Source organism: Klebsiella sp. D-Nf1 (assembly GCF_002810515.1).
GTDB classification, from domain to species: domain Bacteria; phylum Pseudomonadota; class Gammaproteobacteria; order Enterobacterales; family Enterobacteriaceae; genus Klebsiella; species Klebsiella variicola.
Genome location: NZ_PIOK01000014.1, coordinates 25792 through 41747 on the forward strand (window position 1 = coordinate 25792; position 15956 = coordinate 41747).

15 protein-coding genes, 1 tRNA gene and 3 rRNA genes are annotated in these 15956 nt (G+C 54.2%); 13 read left to right on the forward strand and 6 right to left on the reverse strand.

Annotation, left to right across the window (positions count from 1 at the left end):
- Positions 1–66 precede the first annotated feature (66 nt).
- Positions 67–258, reverse strand: coding sequence for a hypothetical protein (locus tag CWM54_RS27065; protein ID WP_074387437.1), 192 nt, complete (start codon positions 256–258; stop codon positions 67–69).
- Between the two features lie 229 nt (positions 259–487).
- Between CWM54_RS27065 and msrP the strand changes: the two genes are divergently transcribed.
- From msrP to fis, 10 genes are all read left to right on the forward strand, one after another.
- Positions 488–1489, forward strand: coding sequence for a protein-methionine-sulfoxide reductase catalytic subunit MsrP (gene msrP, locus CWM54_RS27070; RefSeq protein ID WP_100682177.1), 1002 nt, complete (start codon positions 488–490; stop codon positions 1487–1489).
- The gene (msrQ, locus tag CWM54_RS27075) at positions 1489–2088 is read left to right on the forward strand and encodes a protein-methionine-sulfoxide reductase heme-binding subunit MsrQ (protein WP_061153156.1); all 600 of its coding nucleotides are present in this window, start codon (positions 1489–1491) and stop codon (positions 2086–2088) included. Before msrP ends, msrQ begins: the two co-directional genes overlap by 1 nt.
- Before the next feature lie 232 nt (positions 2089–2320).
- Complete coding sequence (gene aroQ, locus CWM54_RS27080) at positions 2321–2773, forward strand: type II 3-dehydroquinate dehydratase (protein WP_061153155.1); 453 nt, start codon at positions 2321–2323, stop codon at positions 2771–2773.
- Positions 2774–2795: 22 nt separating this feature from the next.
- The gene (gene accB / locus CWM54_RS27090) at positions 2796–3257 is read left to right on the forward strand and encodes an acetyl-CoA carboxylase biotin carboxyl carrier protein (protein WP_061153154.1); all 462 of its coding nucleotides are present in this window, start codon (positions 2796–2798) and stop codon (positions 3255–3257) included.
- A 10-nt stretch (positions 3258–3267) separates the two neighbouring features.
- Positions 3268–4617 (forward strand): acetyl-CoA carboxylase biotin carboxylase subunit, encoded by a 1350-nt coding sequence (accC, locus tag CWM54_RS27095; RefSeq protein WP_100699144.1) that lies wholly within the window; start codon positions 3268–3270, stop codon positions 4615–4617.
- A 110-nt stretch (positions 4618–4727) separates the two neighbouring features.
- Entirely contained in the window at positions 4728–4970 is a 243-nt protein-coding gene (locus tag CWM54_RS27100; protein ID WP_061153152.1) for a YhdT family protein, read from the forward strand.
- Complete coding sequence (gene panF, locus CWM54_RS27105) at positions 4960–6411, forward strand: sodium/pantothenate symporter (RefSeq protein ID WP_061153151.1); 1452 nt, start codon at positions 4960–4962, stop codon at positions 6409–6411. Before CWM54_RS27100 ends, panF begins: the two co-directional genes overlap by 11 nt.
- 11 nt (positions 6412–6422) lie before the next feature.
- Positions 6423–7304 (forward strand): 50S ribosomal protein L11 methyltransferase, encoded by an 882-nt coding sequence (gene prmA / locus CWM54_RS27110; RefSeq protein ID WP_061153150.1) that lies wholly within the window; start codon positions 6423–6425, stop codon positions 7302–7304.
- A gap of 357 nt (positions 7305–7661) precedes the next feature.
- Positions 7662–8627 (forward strand): tRNA dihydrouridine synthase DusB, encoded by a 966-nt coding sequence (dusB, locus tag CWM54_RS27115; RefSeq protein WP_008806700.1) that lies wholly within the window; start codon positions 7662–7664, stop codon positions 8625–8627.
- A gap of 24 nt (positions 8628–8651) precedes the next feature.
- Positions 8652–8948, forward strand: coding sequence for a DNA-binding transcriptional regulator Fis (fis, locus tag CWM54_RS27120; RefSeq protein ID WP_000462905.1), 297 nt, complete (start codon positions 8652–8654; stop codon positions 8946–8948).
- Positions 8949–9032: 84 nt separating this feature from the next.
- On the opposite strand, the gene envR is transcribed toward fis, so the two are convergent.
- Positions 9033–9686, reverse strand: coding sequence for an acrEF/envCD operon transcriptional regulator (gene envR, locus CWM54_RS27125; protein ID WP_100699146.1), 654 nt, complete (start codon positions 9684–9686; stop codon positions 9033–9035).
- Between the two features lie 378 nt (positions 9687–10064).
- On the opposite strand from envR, the gene CWM54_RS27130 reads away from it, so the two are divergent.
- From CWM54_RS27130 to CWM54_RS27140, 3 genes are all read left to right on the forward strand, one after another.
- Positions 10065–11204: an efflux RND transporter periplasmic adaptor subunit gene (locus CWM54_RS27130; protein ID WP_061153148.1), complete on the forward strand. Its 1140-nt coding sequence runs from the start codon at positions 10065–10067 to the stop codon at positions 11202–11204.
- 12 nt (positions 11205–11216) lie between these two features.
- Positions 11217–14327 carry an efflux RND transporter permease subunit gene (locus CWM54_RS27135; RefSeq protein ID WP_100682174.1) on the forward strand — a complete coding sequence of 1037 codons (3111 nt, stop codon included), beginning with the start codon at positions 11217–11219 and terminating at the stop codon, positions 14325–14327.
- Between the two features lie 277 nt (positions 14328–14604).
- Positions 14605–14826 carry a hypothetical protein gene (locus CWM54_RS27140; protein ID WP_023298285.1) on the forward strand — a complete coding sequence of 74 codons (222 nt, stop codon included), beginning with the start codon at positions 14605–14607 and terminating at the stop codon, positions 14824–14826.
- 438 nt (positions 14827–15264) lie between these two features.
- On the opposite strand, the gene rrf (CWM54_RS27145) is transcribed toward CWM54_RS27140, so the two are convergent.
- From rrf (CWM54_RS27145) to CWM54_RS27160, 4 genes are all read right to left on the reverse strand, one after another.
- Positions 15265–15380 (reverse strand): 5S ribosomal RNA (gene rrf, locus CWM54_RS27145).
- A gap of 38 nt (positions 15381–15418) precedes the next feature.
- Positions 15419–15494: transfer RNA gene (locus tag CWM54_RS27150), tRNA-Thr, on the reverse strand.
- A gap of 14 nt (positions 15495–15508) precedes the next feature.
- A 5S ribosomal RNA gene (gene rrf / locus CWM54_RS27155) occupies positions 15509–15624 on the reverse strand.
- A gap of 97 nt (positions 15625–15721) precedes the next feature.
- Positions 15722–15956 (reverse strand): 23S ribosomal RNA (locus CWM54_RS27160); the annotation flags it as partial.

A 15956-nucleotide genomic window follows, 5' to 3' on the forward strand; every position in this document is an offset into this window, starting at 1 on the left:
CCGCGAGTGAATGACTGCCCGATGAACCATCAGGCTCCCGTGCCGGCGCGCGCCTTGCCGCTAGCATTAACCTTTTAAAGCGCGACGCATACTATCAAAGATGGCGAGTCTGGCAATGGAATGCGTATTATCGGCGAAAGTATGCCGATAGCGAGTATAGTCGGCAGAAAAAATTTGCCAATCATTGCCCACCTGCGGCCTGCGCCAGAAGCGCTTTAATTTTAGACGCAGGATGACAAACCGGCGCCAGCGGCGCAAATTATTACGGCTTTTACCTGCAGACTCGCTTTCCACCCTCTTTGCCCTGATAAAGATGCCGGGTCAAGCGCGGTAAAGGAAACGTCTTGCGCCACTTTCCGATGATTCCTGGAATAGCGCGCGCCAGCCCAGACGACAACAGAAGATCCTAATCTGCAATTTTTCGTGACATATTCGCGATAAATCGTCGTCTCCGTCATGCTTAGGGAAACGCATGACGGAGGACACCATGAAAAGAAAAAAACTGACGGAAGCCGACGTCACGGCCGAATCCGTTTTTATGCTCAAGCGGCGCCAGGTACTGAAAATGCTGGGCATCAGCGCGACTGCCCTCTCGCTTCCCGCTACCGCGCAGGCCGATCTGCTGGACTGGTTTAAAGGCAATGATCGCCCGCCAGCCCCGGCAGGCAAGGCCCTGGACTTTGCTAAACCCGCCGAGTGGCAGGCCAATCTGACGCTCACCCCGGAAGATAAGGTCGCCGGTTACAATAACTTTTATGAATTCGGCCTCGATAAAGCCGATCCGGCGGCGAACGCGGGTAGTCTGCGCACCGATCCCTGGACGCTGACCATTGGCGGTGAAGTGGCGAAGCCGCTGACCCTCGACCATGACGATCTGACCAAACGCTTCCCGCTGGAGGAGCGCATTTATCGTATGCGCTGCGTGGAAGCCTGGTCGATGGTGGTTCCCTGGGTCGGCTTCCCGCTGCATAAATTGTTGGCGCTGGTGGAGCCCACTAGCAACGCGCGTTATGTCGCCTTCAAAACCCTGTATGCCCCGGAGCAAATGCCCGGGCAGAAAGATCGTTTTATCGGCGGGGGGCTCGCTTACCCTTACGTGGAAGGGTTGCGGCTTGACGAAGCCATGCACCCGCTGACGCTGCTCACTGTCGGGGTGTATGGCAAAGCGCTGCCGCCGCAAAACGGCGCGCCGGTCCGCCTGACCGTGCCGTGGAAGTACGGTTTTAAAGGCATTAAATCCATCGTCAGCATTGAGCTGACGCGCGAGCAGCCGCCGACCACCTGGAATCTGGCGGCACCGGACGAATACGGCTTCTTTGCCAACGTTAATCCCCATGTCGATCATCCCCGCTGGTCGCAGGCCAGCGAGCGGTTCATCGGCTCAGGTGGTGTGCTCGACGTGAAGCGTCAGCCGACATTGTTATTTAACGGCTATGCCGACGAAGTGGCCTCACTGTATCGTGGTATGAACTTGCGGGAGAACTTCTAGTGCGTTTCACCGTCAAACAGATCGCCTGGTTGAAAGTCTTACTCCACCTGGCGGGGTTTTTGCCGCTGGTCTGGTTGTTCTGGGCCGGACATCAGGGCTACTTTAGCGCCGACCCGGCCAAGGATATCCAGCACTTTACCGGCAGGATGGCGCTTAAGTTCCTGCTGGCAACGCTGCTGGTATCCCCGCTGGCGCGCTACGCGAAACAGCCATTATTGATTCGCATTCGCCGCCTGTTAGGTCTATGGTGTTTTGCCTGGGCGACGCTGCACCTGACCAGCTATACCTTGCTGGAGCTGGGCATTAACAATCTGACGCTGCTGGGCTCGGAGATTATCAATCGCCCCTATCTGACGTTAGGCATGGTCTGCTGGGTGATCCTGCTGGCACTGGCGGTGACCTCGACGCAGGCAATGCAGCGAAAATTGGGCCGTCGTTGGCAACTTTTGCACAACTTCGTCTATCTGGTGGCGATCCTCGCGCCGATTCACTACCTGTGGTCAGTGAAGATCGTCTCGCCGCAGCCCATCATTTATGCCCTGCTGGCGGTGGTGCTTTTGGCATGGCGTTATAAGAAGTTCCGCCAGTGGTGGCGCTGAATCCGGTAATGTGCAGTTTCCCGCAGATCTTTTATCAACCGCGACTCTTTTTACGATAGCGGTTGATAATCTTCCCTGATAAGACCAGTATTTAGCTGCCAATTGCTACGAAATCGTTATAATGTGCGACTTTGGTTTTCCTGACGGGGTTTTCTGGCCCTGAAAAGGTGACAATGGCGCATTGAAGGTATATGTTGTTTTTTACCCGAAGATGGCAGGAGATCGCCACACGATGGCTGACAATTTTCACATTTTGCTTTTGAATGGTCCAAACATTAACATGCTCGGAACCCGCGAGCCTGAGAAGTATGGCATCCTTTCACTGGCTGAAATTGTTAACCGTTTGACATCTGAGGCAGCGGCGCTGAATGTGAGCCTGGATCACCTGCAGTCCAACGCGGAATATGCGTTAATCGACCGAATTCATCAGGCTAAAGACAACGTGGACTATATCCTGATTAATCCGGCCGCGTTCGCGCATACCAGCGTAGCAATCCGTGACGCTTTGCTTGCCGTGAACATCCCGTTTATCGAGATTCACCTGAGCAACGTGCATGCACGCGAACCCTTCCGCCAGCACTCATATCTGTCTGATGTCGCCGCTGGCGTCATTTGCGGACTGGGGGCGGACGGCTATTCATACGCTTTACAGACGGCGGTAAAACGCCTGTCACAATCACACTAAACAAAGAGTACGGAACCCACTCATGGATATTCGTAAGATTAAAAAACTGATCGAGCTGGTTGAAGAATCAGGTATCTCCGAACTGGAAATTTCTGAAGGCGAAGAGTCTGTTCGCATCAGCCGCTCTGCACCGGTCGCAAGCTATCCGGTTATGCAGCAGGCTTATGCTGCGCCGATGATGCAGCCTCAGGCGCCAGCCGCTGCTGCACCTGCTGCCGCAGTTGAAGCGCCGGCAAAAGCGGAAATCAGTGGTCACATCGTACGTTCCCCGATGGTTGGTACTTTCTATCGTACGCCAAGCCCGGACGCGAAAGCGTTTGTGGAAGTTGGCCAGAAAGTTAACGTGGGCGACACCCTGTGCATCGTCGAAGCGATGAAAATGATGAACCAGATCGAAGCCGACAAAGCCGGCGTGGTGAAAGCCATTCTGATCGAAAGCGGCCAACCGGTAGAATTCGACGAGCCGCTGGTAGTTATCGAGTAACGAGGCGAACATGCTGGATAAAATTGTCATCGCTAACCGTGGCGAGATCGCATTGCGCATCCTGCGTGCCTGTAAAGAACTGGGCATCAAGACCGTCGCTGTGCACTCCACCGCGGATCGCGATCTAAAACACGTATTGTTAGCGGATGAGACGGTCTGTATTGGCCCGGCTCCGTCCGTAAAAAGCTATCTCAACATCCCGGCTATCATCAGCGCGGCGGAAATCACCGGCGCGATAGCGATTCACCCGGGTTATGGTTTCCTCTCCGAGAACGCCAACTTTGCCGAGCAGATTGAGCGCTCCGGCTTTATCTTCATCGGTCCGAAAGCCGACACTATCCGCCTGATGGGCGACAAGGTGTCCGCGATCACTGCGATGAAGAAAGCCGGCGTCCCGACCGTTCCTGGTTCTGACGGCCCGCTGACCGACGATATGGACGCTAACCGCGCCCATGCCAAACGCATTGGTTATCCGGTGATCATCAAAGCCTCCGGCGGCGGCGGTGGTCGCGGTATGCGCGTTGTGCGTAGCGACGCTGAACTGGCGCAGTCTATCTCCATGACCAAAGCGGAAGCGAAAGCGGCTTTCAATAACGACATGGTCTACATGGAGAAATACCTGGAAAATCCTCGCCACATCGAGATCCAGGTACTGGCGGACGGTCAGGGTAACGCTATCTATCTGGCAGAGCGTGACTGCTCCATGCAGCGTCGTCACCAGAAAGTGGTCGAAGAAGCGCCGGCGCCGGGCATCACCCCGGAACTGCGTCGCTACATCGGCGAGCGTTGCTCGAAAGCCTGTGTGGATATCGGCTACCGCGGGGCGGGTACGTTCGAGTTCCTGTTCGAAAACGGCGAGTTCTACTTCATTGAAATGAACACCCGTATTCAGGTAGAACACCCGGTTACCGAAATGATCACTGGCGTTGACCTGATCAAAGAGCAGCTGCGTATTGCAGCCGGCCAGCCGCTGTCCATCAAGCAGGATGAAGTGGTCGTCAGAGGCCATGCGGTGGAATGCCGTATCAACGCCGAAGACCCGAACACCTTCCTGCCGAGCCCGGGTAAAATTACCCGCTTCCACGCGCCGGGCGGTTTTGGTGTGCGCTGGGAGTCTCATATCTACGCCGGTTACACCGTACCTCCGTACTATGACTCCATGATCGGTAAGCTGATCTGCTACGGCGAAAGCCGTGACGTGGCGATTGCCCGCATGAAGAATGCGCTGCAGGAGCTGATCATCGATGGCATCAAAACCAACGTTGATCTGCAGATGCGCATTATGAGCGACGAGAACTTCCAGCATGGTGGTACTAACATCCACTATCTGGAGAAAAAGCTCGGACTGCAGGAAAAATAATCCTGTATTCGCTGCAAAAGGCCGGTTAATCCGGCCTTTTTTCTTTTTCTCTCCCCTCGACTTTTCCATGCGGTACAATCCCCGCTTTCTTCATCCTCAAGGGACAAAAAATGGACAAACGTTTTGTTCAGGCCCATAAAGAAGCGCGCTGGGCGCTGTGGCTGACCCTTCTCTATCTTGCCGCCTGGCTGGCGGCGGCCTATCTGCCGGGCGTCGGTATCGGTTTTACCGGCCTGCCGCATTGGTTTGAAATGGCCTGCCTGCTGGTGCCGCTGCTGTTTATTCTGCTGTGCTGGGCGATGGTGCGTTTTATCTTCCGTGATATCTCTCTGGAGGATAACGATGCAGCTTGAGATTATCGTGGTGCTGATCGCTTACCTGTTTGTCGTCTTCGGACTGTCGATTTACGCGATGCGTAAACGCAGTACCGGGAACTTCCTTAGCGAGTATTTCCTCGGCAGTCGATCGATGGGGGGGTTTGTCTTAGCCATGACCCTCACCGCCACCTATATTAGCGCCAGCTCATTTATAGGCGGCCCCGGCGCCGCCTATAAATATGGGCTGGGTTGGGTACTGTTAGCGATGATCCAGGTACCGACGATCTGGCTTTCTCTTGGGATCCTCGGTAAAAAATTCGCGATCCTGGCACGCCGCTATAATGCGATCACCCTGAACGACATGCTGCAAGCTCGCTACCAAAACCGCGCGGTGGTGTGGATTGCCAGCGTCAGCCTGCTGGTCGCTTTTGTCGGCGCCATCGCCGTACAGTTTATCGGCGGCGCGCGCCTGCTGGAGACTGCCGCCGGGATCAAGTACGAAACCGGGCTGCTGATCTTTGGGATCACCATCGCACTGTATACCGCTTTCGGTGGTTTCCGCGCCAGCGTACTTAACGATACGATGCAGGGGATGGTGATGTTGATCGGCACGATCGTCCTGCTGGTCGGCGTGGTACATGCCGCCGGTGGCCTGCATCAGGCGGTAGATACGCTGCAGCGGATCGACCCACAGCTGGTATCGCCGCACGGCGCGGATGATATCCTGACCCCCACCTTTATGACCTCATTCTGGGTGCTGGTTTGCTTCGGCGTTATCGGCCTGCCGCATACCGCCGTGCGCTGTATCTCCTATAAAGACAGCAAAGCCGTGCACCGCGGGATTGTGATTGGCACGATCGTCGTGGCGATTCTGATGTTCGGCATGCATCTCGCCGGCGCTCTTGGCCGTGCCGTTCTGCCGGATCTGACCGTTCCCGATCAGGTGATCCCCACCTTGATGGTCCAGGTGCTGCCGCCGTGGGCTGCAGGACTGTTTTTAGCCGCGCCGATGGCGGCGATTATGTCGAACGTGAACGCCCATTTACTGCAGGCATCGGCTACGATCATTAAAGATCTGTGGCTCAGCGCGCAGCCGACAAAAAAACGCAATGAGCAGAAGCTCAAGCGGATCTCAACGATCGCCACCTTAGTGCTGGGTATATTAATGATGCTGGCCGCCTGGCGGCCGCCGGAAATGATTATCTGGCTCAATCTGCTGGCCTTTGGCGGCCTGGAAGCGGTGTTCTTATGGCCGCTGGTGCTGGGCCTCTACTGGGAGCGGGCAAACGCTGCCGGGGCGCTCAGCGCGATGTTGGTGGGCGGCGTGCTGTATGCCGTGCTCGCGACGTTTCATATTCAGTACCTGGGCTTCCATCCTATCGTGCCCTCGCTGCTGCTAAGTTTGTTGGCTTTTGTCGTCGGGAACCGTTTCGGCCAGCCCGTCCCGCCAGCCCCTGTTATGACTACTGATAAATAAAGAGTTTTGCTATGCCTTGGATCCAACTAAAACTGAATACCACCGGCGCGAACGCTGAAGCGCTGAGCGATGCGCTGATGGAGGCCGGAGCGGTCTCCATCACTTTCCAGGACACTCACGACACGCCGGTATTCGAGCCGCTGCCGGGTGAAACCCGTTTATGGGGCGATACCGATGTTATCGGCCTGTTCGATGCAGAAAGCGACATGAACGAAGCGGTTGCCATCCTTGAACAGCATCCGCTCCTCGGCGCCGGCTTTGCGCATAAGATCGAGCAACTGGAAGATAAAGACTGGGAGCGCGAGTGGATGGATAACTTCCACCCGATGCGTTTCGGTGAGCGCCTGTGGATTTGTCCGAGCTGGCGCGATGTCCCCGATGAGAACGCGGTCAACGTGATGCTTGATCCGGGACTGGCCTTTGGTACCGGCACCCATCCGACTACCGCCATGTGTCTGCAGTGGCTCGACGGTCTTGACCTGCAGGGCAAAACCGTTATCGATTTTGGCTGCGGTTCCGGCATCCTGGCGATTGCCGCCCTGAAACTGGGCGCCGCTAAAGCTATCGGAATTGATATCGACCCTCAGGCCATCCAGGCCAGCCGTGATAACGCCCAGCGTAATGGCGTCTCAGAGCGCCTTGAACTGTATCTGCCGCAGGATCAGCCAGAAGCCATGAAAGCCGATGTGGTGGTCGCCAACATCCTGGCCGGCCCGTTACGTGAGCTGGCCCCGTTAATCAGCGTGCTGCCGGTTACAGGCGGTCTGCTGGGTCTTTCCGGCATTCTGGCAAGCCAGGCGGAAAGCGTCTGCGATGCCTACGCCCCGCTCTTCACCCTCGACCCGGTGGTGGAGAAAGAGGAGTGGTGCCGGATTACCGGCCGGAAAAACTAAGCACCATGCGGCCCGCGGGCCGCATTTTTGTTTCCAGTAGCCACCAAATAATGCCTGGAAATGAGAGGCAGATCGCACTACAGCGTACTTTTTTGACTACAAAAACAGCGTTTTATGCCGCCAGGTAGCGAGTTTATCTAAGAAAAATCGAGAAGTTTTATGATTTTATAAATGGACACAAATTACTCATCATCCATTAAAGTAATGATTAATATAAGTATTTATTCATCTCTTTTACGCTAGTCCCGGATTCATTGATCTGCAACAGAGGATTGCTCAAAGTTTGGCCTTTCATCTCGTGCAAAAAATGCGTAATATACGCCGCCTTGCAGTCACAGTATGGTCATTTCTTAACTCATGCGCATCGGACACCACCAGCTCAGAAATCGCCTGATCGCAGCACCCATGGCTGGCATTACTGACAGACCATTCAGGACGCTGTGCTACGAGATGGGAGCAGGTTTAACCGTTTCTGAGATGATGTCCTCTAACCCACAGGTGTGGGAGAGTGACAAGTCCCGTTTACGGATGGTGCATATCGATGAGCCCGGTATTCGTACCGTGCAAATCGCCGGTAGCGTACCGGAAGAGATGGCTGCAGCCGCGCGGATTAACGTGGAAAGTGGTGCCCAGATTATAGATATCAATATGGGATGCCCGGCGAAAAAGGTGAATCGCAAGCTTGCAGGTTCAGCCCTCTTGCAGTACCCCGAGCAGGTGAAGTCAATCCTGACGGCGGTCGTCAACGCGGTGGACGTTCCTGTGACACTCAAGATTCGCACCGGTTGGGAACCGGAACACCGTAACTGCGTAGAGATTGCCCAACTGGCCGAAGAGTGTGGCATTCAGGCTCTGACTATTCACGGACGCACCCGCGCCTGCTTGTTTAACGGAGACGCTGAGTACGACAGTATTCGGGCAGTTAAGCAGAAAGTTTCCATTCCGATTATCGCGAATGGTGACATTACTGACCCGCTTAAAGCCAGAGCTGTGCTCGACTATACAGGGGCTGATGCCCTGATGATAGGCCGTGCAGCTCAGGGAAGACCCTGGATCTTTCGGGAAATCCAGCATTATCTGGACACTGGAGAGCTGCTGCCCCCGCTGCCACTGGCAGAGGTTAAGCGCTTGCTTTGTGCGCACGTTCGGGAATTGCATGACTTTTACGGTCAGGCAAAAGGGTACCGAATCGCGCGTAAACACGTCTCCTGGTATCTTCAGGAACATGCTCCAGATGACCAGTTTCGGCGCACATTCAACGCCATTGAGGATGCCAGCGAACAGCTGGAGGCGTTGGAGGCATACTTCGAAAATTTTGCGTAATAGAAATAAAGAGCTGACAGAACTATGTTCGAACAACGCGTAAATTCTGACGTACTGACCGTTTCTACCGTTAACTCTCAGGATCAGGTAACTCAAAAACCCCTGCGTGACTCGGTTAAACAGGCACTGAAGAACTATTTTGCTCAACTGAACGGTCAGGATGTGAATGACCTGTATGAGCTGGTACTGGCTGAAGTTGAACAGCCCCTGTTGGACATGGTGATGCAATACACCCGTGGTAACCAGACCCGCGCAGCCCTGATGATGGGCATCAACCGCGGTACACTGCGTAAAAAACTGAAAAAATACGGCATGAACTGATACTAGTCAGTTGCTTGCTTGATATAAAAGGCGCTCTTCGGCATGGGGAAGCGCCTTTTTTATTATCTGCGCCAGCAGGACACGTTACTGATTGACCACCCGCAGTACAGGCTCCTGCGATAAACGTGCAGCACAGACCACCGCCATAATATTATCCACCAGCGCAGGTGCCTGCTGATAAAGATCGAAGCGTTGCGGATCGAGCAGCCAGTTTTTAATCAAGCCGGAAAAGGCGCTATGTAAAACAATTAATATCACGTCGATATTTGTTTCGGCTGGCAATATATTGTTACGTACACAGTGCTGCAGAACCCCACCAATAACGGAATAGTTAAATCCAATACGTTGGCGAATTTCGCTTTCCGATAACATATCGCTGGCAAACTCACAGCGTTGATAAAGAATTTGCATCAGGGCACGCTGGCGAGGATTCTCAGCAATATAGCGTAGCCCGGCAATAAACCGCTGCCGCAAATCATTTAAGGGCTCCTGCTCATTCATTGTCGCCAGGCTTTGCTGAATCAAATCCCTGAGCGGTGGCTGTTGCTGCCACATCTCATTAAACAGCTCCGTCTTACTGGCAAAATGCCAGTACACGGCGCCGCGAGTCACCCCTGCCGCATCAGCGATATCCGTCAGGGTCGTGTTGGCCACCCCCCGCAGGGCGAACTGCTGGATCGCGGATTCAATCAGGAGCTGCCGCGTGCGCAGCGCCTCCTCTTTGGTTTTTCTTGCCATATAAGGCCTCAGTTCCCGATTAACAGGCAATATAGATTTTTCTGAAGATCCCTTAATCTAACATTTGGTGCACAATATTATTTAGCAAAAATGCAGACAAGTTAATTCTGATGTAGAAAACTAACGAATCATCTTAATGAATATTATTAGCCAACTCATTCATTAAAATAATGTCTGTTTATTATGTTTTACAATTGAGATAAATAGCAAAAACAGATCGACCATTTTTTTGTTTTTGCGTGCCTTGCTGATCGTTTAAAAATAAGTATCCCTTACATCCAGCGACGTTTATTTGTAGGATGGCAAACTGCTTTTTGACTCCCTCTTTCTTTCACAGATTCGCCGCCGAATTTGGTACGTAATCTATAAGGAACCGCAATGACAACTCACGCCAGAGTGACACTTTTATCCGGTTTAATTATCTCGGCCTTATTGCTTACCGGCTGCGATAATTCAGGCAACCCGCAACCCCATGCACAGGCGCCGCAGGTGACGGTCCATATCGTGAACAGTGCACCGTTGTCGGTCACCACCGAACTGCCAGGCCGTACCTCTGCTTTTCGCGTGGCGGAAGTCCGCCCCCAGGTGAGCGGTATCATCCTGAAGCGTAACTTTGTTGAAGGAAGTGATGTCGAAGCAGGTCAGTCGCTCTATCAGATCGATCCGGCAACCTATCAGGCCGCCTGGAACAGTGCGAAAGGCGATGAGGCCAAGGCCGAAGCCGCAGCCGCCATCGCCCATTTGACGGTGAAACGCTATGTTCCGCTGCTGGGGACCAAATATATCAGCCAGCAGGAATACGATCAGGCGGTGGCCACCGCCCGCCAGGCCGATGCCGACGTCATCGCCACCAAAGCCGCCGTAGACACCGCCCGTATCAACCTGGCCTACACCAAAGTGACCTCCCCCATAAGCGGGCGCATCGGCAAATCGAGCGTCACCGAGGGCGCGCTGGTCACCAACGGTCAATCGGATGCCCTGGCCACCGTCCAGCAGCTCGATCCCATCTATGTTGACGTGACGGAGTCCAGCAATGACTTTATGCGCCTTAAGCAGGAAAGCCTGCAGCGCGGCGGTGATACAAAAAGCGTTGAGCTGGTGATGGAGAACGGTCAGGCCTATCCGCTTAAAGGGTCGCTGCAGTTCTCTGACGTCACTGTCGATGAAAGCACGGGCTCTATCACGCTACGCGCTATCTTCCCTAACCCGCAGCATGCCCTGCTGCCGGGGATGTTCGTCCGCGCTCGCATAGACGAAGGTGTCGATCCGCAGGCCATCCTGGTGCCGCAGCAAGGAGTGACCCGCACGCCGCGGGGCGATGCCTCCGTGATGCTGGTGAATGACAAAAACCAGGTTGAAACCCGGGAAGTGGTCGCGACTCAGGCCGTTGGCGATAAATGGCTCATCACCAACGGGCTGAAGCCGGGCGATAAAGTGATTGTCAGCGGCTTACAGAAAGTCCGTCCTGGCGTCACCGTCAAAGCGGAAGCGGAGCGTGCGGCACCGGCCGCACAATAAGGATACCCAGCCATGCCTAAGTTTTTTATCCATCGACCGGTCTTCGCCTGGGTGCTGGCCATCATTATGATGATTGCCGGCGGCCTGGCCATCCTGCAGCTACCGATAGCGCAGTATCCAACGATTGCGCCCCCTGCGGTGGCGATCTCCGCCACCTACCCTGGTGCAGACGCGCAAACCGTACAGGATACGGTCACTCAGGTTATCGAACAGAATATGAACGGTATCGACAACCTGATGTATATGTCGTCGACCAGCGACTCCGCTGGCTCGGTAACCATTACGCTCACCTTTAAGTCCGGCACCGATCCGGATATCGCCCAGGTGCAGGTGCAAAACAAACTGCAGCTGGCTACGCCGCTGCTGCCTCAGGAAGTACAGCAGCAAGGGATTAGCGTCGAAAAATCCAGCAGCAGCTTCCTGCTGGTTGCCGGCTTTATCTCTGATAACCCGGCGACCAATCAGGACGATATTTCTGACTATGTTGCCTCCAACGTAAAAGACCCTATCAGCCGCCTCAATGGTGTGGGCGATGTGCAGCTGTTCGGCGCACAGTACGCCATGCGCGTCTGGCTGGATGGCAATCTGCTAAATAAATACAACCTCACGCCGGTCGACGTCATCAATGCGCTGAAGGTTCAGAACGATCAGATCGCCGCCGGTCAGCTGGGCGGTACGCCGGCGCTGAAAGGCCAGCAGCTGAACGCGTCGATCATTGCCCAAACCCGGCTTAAAGATCCGCAGGAGTTTGGCAAGGTCACACTGCGGGTCAATGCCGATGGCTCAGTGGTCCATCTGAAAGACGTCGCCCGCATTGAGCTGGGGGGAGAAAACTACAACGTCGTCGCGAGAATTAACGGTAAACCCGCCTCTGGTCTGGGTATTAAGCTTGCGACCGGCGCCAACGCGCTGGATACTGCCACCGCGATTAAAGCGAAGCTGGCCGAGCTGCAGCCCTACTTCCCTCAGGGGATGAAGGTTGTCTATCCATACGATACAACCCCTTTCGTCAAAATCTCCATCCATGAAGTGGTAAAAACGCTTTTTGAGGCAATTATCCTCGTCTTTCTTGTCATGTATCTGTTCCTGCAGAACATGCGCGCAACGCTCATTCCGACGATTGCCGTTCCTGTCGTGCTGTTGGGTACCTTTGCGGTACTGTCGATGTTTGGCTACTCCATCAACACCCTGACGATGTTTGGCATGGTGCTGGCGATAGGCCTGCTGGTCGATGACGCCATCGTGGTGGTGGAAAACGTCGAACGTGTGATGGTTGAGGAGAAGCTCTCGCCAAAAGAAGCGACAGAAAAGTCGATGTCGCAGATCCAGGGAGCGCTGGTGGGTATCGCCATGGTGCTCTCTGCGGTATTCGTCCCGATGGCCTTCTTCGGCGGCTCGACTGGCGCAATTTATCGTCAATTTTCGATCACCATTGTCTCCGCCATGGCGCTCTCCGTGCTGGTTGCGCTGGTGCTGACGCCGGCGCTCTGCGCCACGTTGTTGAAGCCAGCCTCAGCCGAACACCATGAGAAAAAAGGATTTTTCGGCTGGTTTAACGCCCGCTTCGACCAGAGCGTCAATCACTATACCAACAGCGTTAGCGGTATTCTGCGTGGAACAGGCCGTTATCTGGTGATCTACCTGGTGATAGTCGTGGGGATGGCCGTGTTGTTCATGCGTTTGCCCACGTCCTTTCTGCCCGACGAGGATCAGGGTGTCTTCCTGACCATGATCCAGCTGCCTTCCGGCGCTACCCAGGAGCGCACGCAGAAGGTGCTGGATACCGTAACCGACTACTATCTGCATAACGAGAAGGCCAATGTTGAAAGCGTCTTTACCGTTAACGGCTTCAGCTTCAGCGGCCAGGGGCAAAACTCCGGCATGGCGTTTGTCAGCCTGAAACCCTGGGAAGCGCGTAGCGGTGATGAAAACAACGTTGAGTCGATTATTAAACGAGCCACCGTGGCCTTCAGCCAGATAAAAGACGCCATGGTTTTCCCGTTCAACATGCCGGCCATTATTGAGCTGGGTACCGCCACCGGCTTCGACTTTGAACTGATCGACCAGGGTGGGCTTGGCCATACCGCCCTGACCCAGGCGCGAAACCAACTGCTCGGCATGGTGAAACAGCATCCGGATCAGCTGGTCCGGGTACGGCCCAATGGGCTGGAAGATACGCCGCAGTTCAAACTGGATGTCGATCAGGAAAAAGCGCAGGCGCTGGGCGTATCCCTCTCCGATATCAATGAAACGATATCCGCGGCGCTGGGGGGGTACTACGTCAATGACTTTATCGACCGCGGCCGCGTGAAAAAAGTGTACGTCCAGGCTGATGCCCATTTCCGTATGCTGCCGAGCGACATTAACAACATGTATGTTCGTAGCGCCAACGGCGAAATGGTTCCGTTTTCCGCCTTTGTCACTTCACGCTGGATATATGGCTCGCCACGCCTGGAGCGTTACAACGGTTTGCCATCCATGGAGATCCTCGGTGAAGCCTCGCCAGGCAAAAGTACCGGGGAAGCCATGGCGCTGATGGAACAACTGGCCAGTAAACTGCCGAGCGGCATCGGTTACGACTGGACTGGAATGTCTTACCAGGAACGCCTCTCCGGCAACCAGGCGCCTGCGCTCTATGCCATCTCACTGATCGTCGTCTTCCTGTGCCTGGCGGCGCTGTATGAGAGCTGGTCGATTCCGTTCTCAGTTATGCTGGTTGTGCCATTAGGGGTTATCGGCGCATTATTAGCAGCTTCGCTTAGAGGGTTGAATAATGACGTTTATTTCCAGGTTGGCCTGTTAACGACTATTGGTTTATCTGCGAAGAACGCTATTCTTATTGTCGAGTTCGCTAAAGATCTTATGGATAAAGAAGGGAAAGGCATTATTGAGGCGACCCTGGAAGCATCTCGTATGCGTCTACGCCCTATATTAATGACTTCACTAGCCTTTATTCTCGGGGTCATGCCGCTGGTGATTAGCCATGGTGCCGGTAGCGGGGCTCAGAATGCAGTGGGCACCGGCGTGATGGGCGGGATGCTTACCGCGACACTGCTGGCGATCTTCTTTGTTCCGGTGTTCTTCGTGGTCGTTAGGCGACGCTTTACCCGGCACGCTGAATAATCGACTATAATTATCAAGGCGCCACGCGGCGCCTTTTTTTATATCTATCAGAACAACAAGTTAGTAGAAATATTAATTTTTTATCCCCGACTAACGCATTGGAAAATCCCTTCCTGCATATTCTCTTCATTATTTCTCATTTCTCTTCACGATATTTACACTGCTCATAATTTGAGATTATTTCCCCTTCCAGGCCTGTGTCATTGCGGTGGTAAAATAAGCTATTCCGTTATGTGTCAACAACGTTGACAGCAAACGGTTATTTAGAGGTAATACCATGAATAAATTAATATTAGTGACATTGTTAGCAACGTTGCTTGCTGGCTGTGCCCATGATTCCCCGTGCGTGCCTGTCTATGACTCGCAGGGCCGACTGGTGCATACCAATACCTGTGTAAAAGGCACAACACAGGATAACTGGGAAACGGCTGGCGCGATCGCTGGTGGGGCAGCAGCGGTTGCCGGTCTCACGTTAGGTATCGTGGCGCTGACTCGTTAGCAACTCCGCTCCACAAATGTTCAGCCTGGAGGCGTTCCCTTCGGCTCAGTCGCCAGAAAGACAAAAGGCCCAGTCGTGTGACTGGGCCTTTCATTTACGTTGATATGACCGCTGCTTTCCCCGGAGGCGGTGCTACGCACCTTTTCCGGGCTACGGGGTCTGTAGCCCCGGTAAGCGCAGCGCCACCGGGGGAGCTGGCGGCGCGTCTGGCCGCAAAAAACAAAAAAGCCCGGTCTTCCGACTGAGCCTTTCGTTTTATTTGATGCCTGGGAATGATGGCGGGCGTCCTGCCCGCTACCCTCCGGGCCGTTGCTGCGCAACGTTCAAATCCGCTCCCGGCGGATTTGTCCCTACTCCGGAGAGCGCTCATCGGCAAACAACAGATATAACAAAAGCAAAAGGCCCAGTCTTTCGACTGGGCCTTTTGCTTTATTTGATGCCTGGCGATTCCCTACTCTCACATGGGGAGACCCCACACTACCATCGGCGCTACGACGTTTCACTTCTGAGTTCGGCATGGGGTCAGGTGGGACCGCCGCGCTATTGTCGCCAGGCAAATTCTTTACAACGTGCCGAACTTTAACCTAAAAAGTGGTGCTGATACCCAGAGTCGAACTGGGGACCTCACCCTTACCAAGGGTGCGCTCTACCAACTGAGCCATATCAGCACGCTAAATTTGATGCCTGGCAGTTCCCTACTCTCACATGGGGAGACCCCACACTACCATCGGCGCTACGGCGTTTCACTTCTGAGTTCGGCATGGGGTCAGGTGGGACCACCGCGCTATCGCCGCCAGGCAAATTCTGTTTTATCAACACGTCACCCGGACGCATCGATTAATCTGTATCACGCTGAAAATCTTCTCTCAAATCGCCAAAACACCTTCGGCGTTGTAAGGTTAAGCCTCACGGTTCATTAGTACCGGTTAGCTCAACGCATCGCTGCGCTTACACACCCGGCCTATCAACGTCATCGTCTTTAACGTTCCTTCAGGAGACTTAAAGTCTCAGGGAGAACTCATCTCGGGGCAAGTTTCGTGCTTAGATGCTTTCAGCACTTATCTCTTCCGCATTTAGCTACCGGGCAATGCCATTGGCATGACAACCCGAACACCAGTGATGCGTCCACT

Excerpts from the sequence above, each read along its gene's own strand:
- msrP (WP_100682177.1), top strand. The coding sequence starts at position 488 with ATGAAAAGAAAAAAACTGACGGAAGCCGACGTCACGGCCGAATCCGTT.
- accC (WP_100699144.1), top strand. The coding sequence starts at position 3,268 with ATGCTGGATAAAATTGTCATCGCTAACCGTGGCGAGATCGCATTGCGC.
- CWM54_RS27130 (WP_061153148.1), top strand. The coding sequence starts at position 10,065 with ATGACAACTCACGCCAGAGTGACACTTTTATCCGGTTTAATTATCTCG.
- CWM54_RS27135 (WP_100682174.1), top strand. The coding sequence starts at position 11,217 with ATGCCTAAGTTTTTTATCCATCGACCGGTCTTCGCCTGGGTGCTGGCC.
- prmA (WP_061153150.1), top strand. The coding sequence starts at position 6,423 with ATGCCTTGGATCCAACTAAAACTGAATACCACCGGCGCGAACGCTGAA.
- panF (WP_061153151.1), top strand. The coding sequence starts at position 4,960 with ATGCAGCTTGAGATTATCGTGGTGCTGATCGCTTACCTGTTTGTCGTC.
- aroQ (WP_061153155.1), top strand. The coding sequence starts at position 2,321 with ATGGCTGACAATTTTCACATTTTGCTTTTGAATGGTCCAAACATTAAC.
- dusB (WP_008806700.1), top strand. The coding sequence starts at position 7,662 with ATGCGCATCGGACACCACCAGCTCAGAAATCGCCTGATCGCAGCACCC.
- accB (WP_061153154.1), top strand. The coding sequence starts at position 2,796 with ATGGATATTCGTAAGATTAAAAAACTGATCGAGCTGGTTGAAGAATCA.
- CWM54_RS27100 (WP_061153152.1), top strand. The coding sequence starts at position 4,728 with ATGGACAAACGTTTTGTTCAGGCCCATAAAGAAGCGCGCTGGGCGCTG.
- CWM54_RS27140 (WP_023298285.1), top strand. The coding sequence starts at position 14,605 with ATGAATAAATTAATATTAGTGACATTGTTAGCAACGTTGCTTGCTGGC.
- envR (WP_100699146.1), bottom strand. The coding sequence starts at position 9,686 with ATGGCAAGAAAAACCAAAGAGGAGGCGCTGCGCACGCGGCAGCTCCTG.
- fis (WP_000462905.1), top strand. The coding sequence starts at position 8,652 with ATGTTCGAACAACGCGTAAATTCTGACGTACTGACCGTTTCTACCGTT.